Origin of the sequence: Brunnivagina elsteri CCALA 953 (assembly GCF_002289455.1) — a bacterium.
In the GTDB taxonomy this organism is placed as follows: Bacteria; Cyanobacteriota; Cyanobacteriia; order Cyanobacteriales; family Nostocaceae; genus Brunnivagina; species Brunnivagina elsteri.
Window position 1 is genome coordinate 1 of the sequence record NZ_NTFS01000556.1, and the last position, 3,342, is coordinate 3,342.

The following is a 3,342-nucleotide window of genomic DNA, read 5'->3' on the forward strand; positions in this document are numbered from 1 at the left end:
GTGGTGGGGATGTTATGTGGTGGGCATCGCAAGTCATGCCATAGCCGACGATTTCCGCATAAATACGCGCTCCACGGGCTAAGGCATGTTCTAATTCTTCCAACACTAAGATTCCTGAACCTTCTCCCATCACAAAGCCATCACGGTCTTTGTCAAATGGACGGCAAGCGTGGGTTGGGTCGTCATTGCGAAGCGAAAGGGCTTTACAAGCAGAAAAACCAGCGATGGAAAGAGGGGTAATTGCAGCCTCAGTTCCTCCGCAAATCATTGCTTGGGCATATCCATTTTGGACTAAGCGGAAAGCATCACCAATGGCATTGGAGCCAGCAGCACAAGCCGTTACCGGGCAGGAATTTGGACCTTTTGCACCAATTTGAATCGCAGTTAATCCAGATGCCATGTTGGCAATCATCATTGGAATCATGAAAGGACTACAGCGATCGGGACCACGATTTAGGTAAATAGCTTGTTGGTCTTCTAAAACCTTTATGCCACCAATACCCGAACCAATCATGACACCGATTTGTTCTGCATTCAGGTCATTGATAACTAATTTTGCATCCGCAAGTGCTTGTTTTGCTGCTGAAACCCCAAACTGAGCGAATCTATCCATCCGCTTGGCTTCTTTTCGCTCCATATAGTCTTGTGGATCGAAGTTTTTTACCTCACCAGCAATACGGCAATCGTGGTGCGACGCATCAAAGTGAGTGATATTGCCAATACCATTGCGTCCACTCACCAATCCTTCCCAGTATTCCAATTGAGTATTGCCAATCGGAGTAATTGCGCCAACACCAGTTATAACAACACGTTTACGTTTAAAATCTTCTGTCATGACGATAGTTTAGGAGGCTCTTCATTCAGGCAATTATTTAGGGAGTAGAGAATGGGGAGTAGAGAATGGGGAGTAGGGAGTAGGAAATGTCCAATACCTATTTACCAATTACTATTCCCCATTAACTCTCATCCCCAGAGGGGACTGTTAGTTCCCCGTTTATGCGGATGCGGCAACTTTGTTGTTGATGTAATCCACTGCTTCTTGAACGGTGGTAATTTTTTCTGCGGCTTCGTCAGGAATTTCGATATTAAATTCTTCTTCCAAAGCCATTACCATTTCAACGGTATCTAGGGAATCAGCCCCTAAATCGTTAGCAAAGTTTGATTGAGGTGTGATTTTTTCATCCTCGACACTTAGCTGATCCGCAACAATTTTCTTGACCTTATCAAATATTTCTGTTTGGCTCATAAATTAAATCCTCAACCAGTTGCTATAGTCCGCTCTTTGTGGGCAAGTGCTTTTTTTGCATATACATCTTATCGTCAAGCGCGATCGCCCGCACATATTTTCGGCTCAATTTTGCTTGTGTGATACCAATTTTGTCATCTTGGTGGGAACCTCTAAAAAAGATTTCTCAAATAAGTTGGTCATTTACACATGCTGCCGAGCCATGCTGTGGAATGATTTCACTTGTTTGCCGAAGGATGAAATCTTAATTGAATAGCAGATTCGCCCCATTTGGCTGATGCAATAATTTTACTTCCCAACTGTGACTAATTTGCCATAGTTTTTGTCAATATAAATTAATACGAACTACAATAATGCTCTTGAGCAATGCTAAAAATGATAAAACAGTTATTGTCAAGGGCAAATGCCTACAATTCACTCTTCTTCTTATGCTATCTCACCAGCTAAAGTATGCTTATTTCCCCGGTTGTGTTGCTCAGGGGGCTTGTGGGGAACTGCATTTGTCTACTGTAGCTCTCGCCAAAGCGTTATCAATTGAACTAGTTGAACTTAAAAAAGCTTCATGTTGTGGTTCTGGTACTTTTAAAGAGGATTCCCAACTACTGGAAGATACGGTCAATGCTCGCAATATTGCTCTCGCGGAAGAATTAAATTTACCTTTATTGACCCATTGCAGCACTTGTCAAGGTGTTATTGGTCATGTGGATGAAAGACTCAAGGAAAGTCAAGAAAAAAATCCTGATTATTTGCATAAAGTCAATGGTTTATTACAAAAAGAAGGATGTTTACCTTATCGGGGTAGCACCGAAGTAAAACACCTTTTATATGCTTTGGTTGCTGACTATGGTGTGGAGGAAATTCAAAACCGGGTGACTCGCAAACTAAGCAATCTCAAATGCGCTGCTTTTTACGGGTGTTATTTATTACGTTCCCAGAAAAATACTACTTACGATAATCCTTTCAATCCCGAAGCAATGGAGAATGTATTTCGGGCAGTTGGAGCAACTCCAATATATTACAAAGGTCGTACCCAATGTTGCGGCTGGCCTCTTTCGAGTTATGCGACGACAGAATCATTTAAAATGGCAGGGAAGCAGATTCAGGATGCGATCGCGAATGGTGCGGATTGTATTGTTACACCTTGTCCTTTGTGTCATCTCAATTTAGATTCTCGTCAACCGGAAGTTGAAAAGGTAATTGGTAGTCAGTTGGGTTTACCGATATTGCATTTACCCCAGTTGGTTGCTTTGGCTTTGGGAATTAGTCCTAAGGAATTGGGTTTGGATCGACATATTGTTTCTACGAAAGCACTTTTGGAGAAATTGGGTTTTTAATTTTTGAGATTTTGGTTGCTGGAGACGTTACATTTAACGTCTCTACTGCTCTGACAGATTTATCAAAATCACCTTTTGGCAAACAAAATACAATATAAAAAAGTAAGTTATCTGTGAATTTCTATGGAAAAGCTCAATCTTAAGGAAGAAGCTCGAAAGCTAATTGACAAATTACCTGATAACTCCACATGGGATGACTTAATGTATGAGATTTATGTTCGGCAAGTAGTTGAAGCTGGACTTGCTGATAGTAACGCTGGTAAAATAACTTCCGTAAAGGAAGTTAGGGCAAAATTTGGATTACCAGAGTGAAATTTTTTTGGACAGAAACAGCCGTAGAAAACCTCTCAGCAATTTATACATACATTGCCCAAAACTCACCTCAGTATGCCGCTAGGATTATCGAACGAACCACCCCTAAAATCAAAACGCGATCGCAACAGTTATAGATTCCCAACCCAGAAAATCAACTATTCCGCAAACGGAACAGTTATAGATTCCCAATCCAGGAAAATCAACTATTCTGCAAAGGGAACAGTGATAGATTCCCAAACCACGAAAATCAACTATTCCGCGTTCACGAAGTGACTCCTTTGGAGTATCGCAACAGTTTTAGATTCTCAATCCAGGAAAATTAACTATACTAAAAACGGTTAAGGATTATACTTTTTATTTGCCAAACCTAATATTTATTAAGCCTCTCCCCTTAGTAAGGGGAGAGGTTTGGAGAGGGGTTCTATATTTAGTCAACTTTTAAGCCGT

The 3,342-nt window shown here is 41.0% G+C and carries 6 protein-coding genes; 4 read left to right on the top strand and 2 right to left on the bottom strand.

Features of this window, described 5'->3' with window-relative positions; all coding sequences use genetic code 11:
* Positions 1-835: beta-ketoacyl-ACP synthase II (locus CK510_RS28210; RefSeq protein ID WP_143289480.1), on the bottom strand; the 835-nt coding region annotated here is incomplete at its 3' end.
* A 159-nt stretch (positions 836-994) separates the two neighbouring features.
* Complete coding sequence (acpP, locus tag CK510_RS28215) at positions 995-1,246, bottom strand: acyl carrier protein (protein ID WP_095724799.1); 252 nt, start codon at positions 1,244-1,246, stop codon at positions 995-997.
* Between acpP and CK510_RS34135 the strand changes: the two genes are divergently transcribed.
* The 4 genes from CK510_RS34135 to CK510_RS28230 all read left to right on the top strand — a co-directional run bounded on the left by CK510_RS34135 (position 1,238) and on the right by CK510_RS28230 (position 3,029).
* Positions 1,238-1,369: a hypothetical protein gene (locus CK510_RS34135; protein ID WP_281257097.1), complete on the top strand. Its 132-nt coding sequence runs from the start codon at positions 1,238-1,240 to the stop codon at positions 1,367-1,369. The two genes, acpP and CK510_RS34135, sit on opposite strands and share 9 nt — an antisense overlap.
* Positions 1,370-1,674: 305 nt before the next feature.
* Positions 1,675-2,580 (top strand): CoB--CoM heterodisulfide reductase iron-sulfur subunit B family protein, encoded by a 906-nt coding sequence (locus CK510_RS28220; protein ID WP_095724800.1) that lies wholly within the window; start codon positions 1,675-1,677, stop codon positions 2,578-2,580.
* 123 nt (positions 2,581-2,703) lie between these two features.
* The gene (locus tag CK510_RS28225) at positions 2,704-2,892 is read left to right on the top strand and encodes a hypothetical protein (RefSeq protein ID WP_095724801.1); all 189 of its coding nucleotides are present in this window, start codon (positions 2,704-2,706) and stop codon (positions 2,890-2,892) included.
* Positions 2,889-3,029: a type II toxin-antitoxin system RelE/ParE family toxin gene (locus CK510_RS28230; protein WP_245912482.1), complete on the top strand. Its 141-nt coding sequence runs from the start codon at positions 2,889-2,891 to the stop codon at positions 3,027-3,029. The genes CK510_RS28225 and CK510_RS28230 overlap by 4 nt, the downstream gene beginning before the upstream one ends.
* The last annotated feature ends 313 nt before the right edge of the window (positions 3,030-3,342 follow it).

Excerpts from the sequence above, each read along its gene's own strand:
- acpP (WP_095724799.1), bottom strand. The coding sequence starts at position 1,246 with ATGAGCCAAACAGAAATATTTGATAAGGTCAAGAAAATTGTTGCGGAT.
- CK510_RS28220 (WP_095724800.1), top strand. The coding sequence starts at position 1,675 with ATGCTATCTCACCAGCTAAAGTATGCTTATTTCCCCGGTTGTGTTGCT.
- CK510_RS28225 (WP_095724801.1), top strand. The coding sequence starts at position 2,704 with ATGGAAAAGCTCAATCTTAAGGAAGAAGCTCGAAAGCTAATTGACAAA.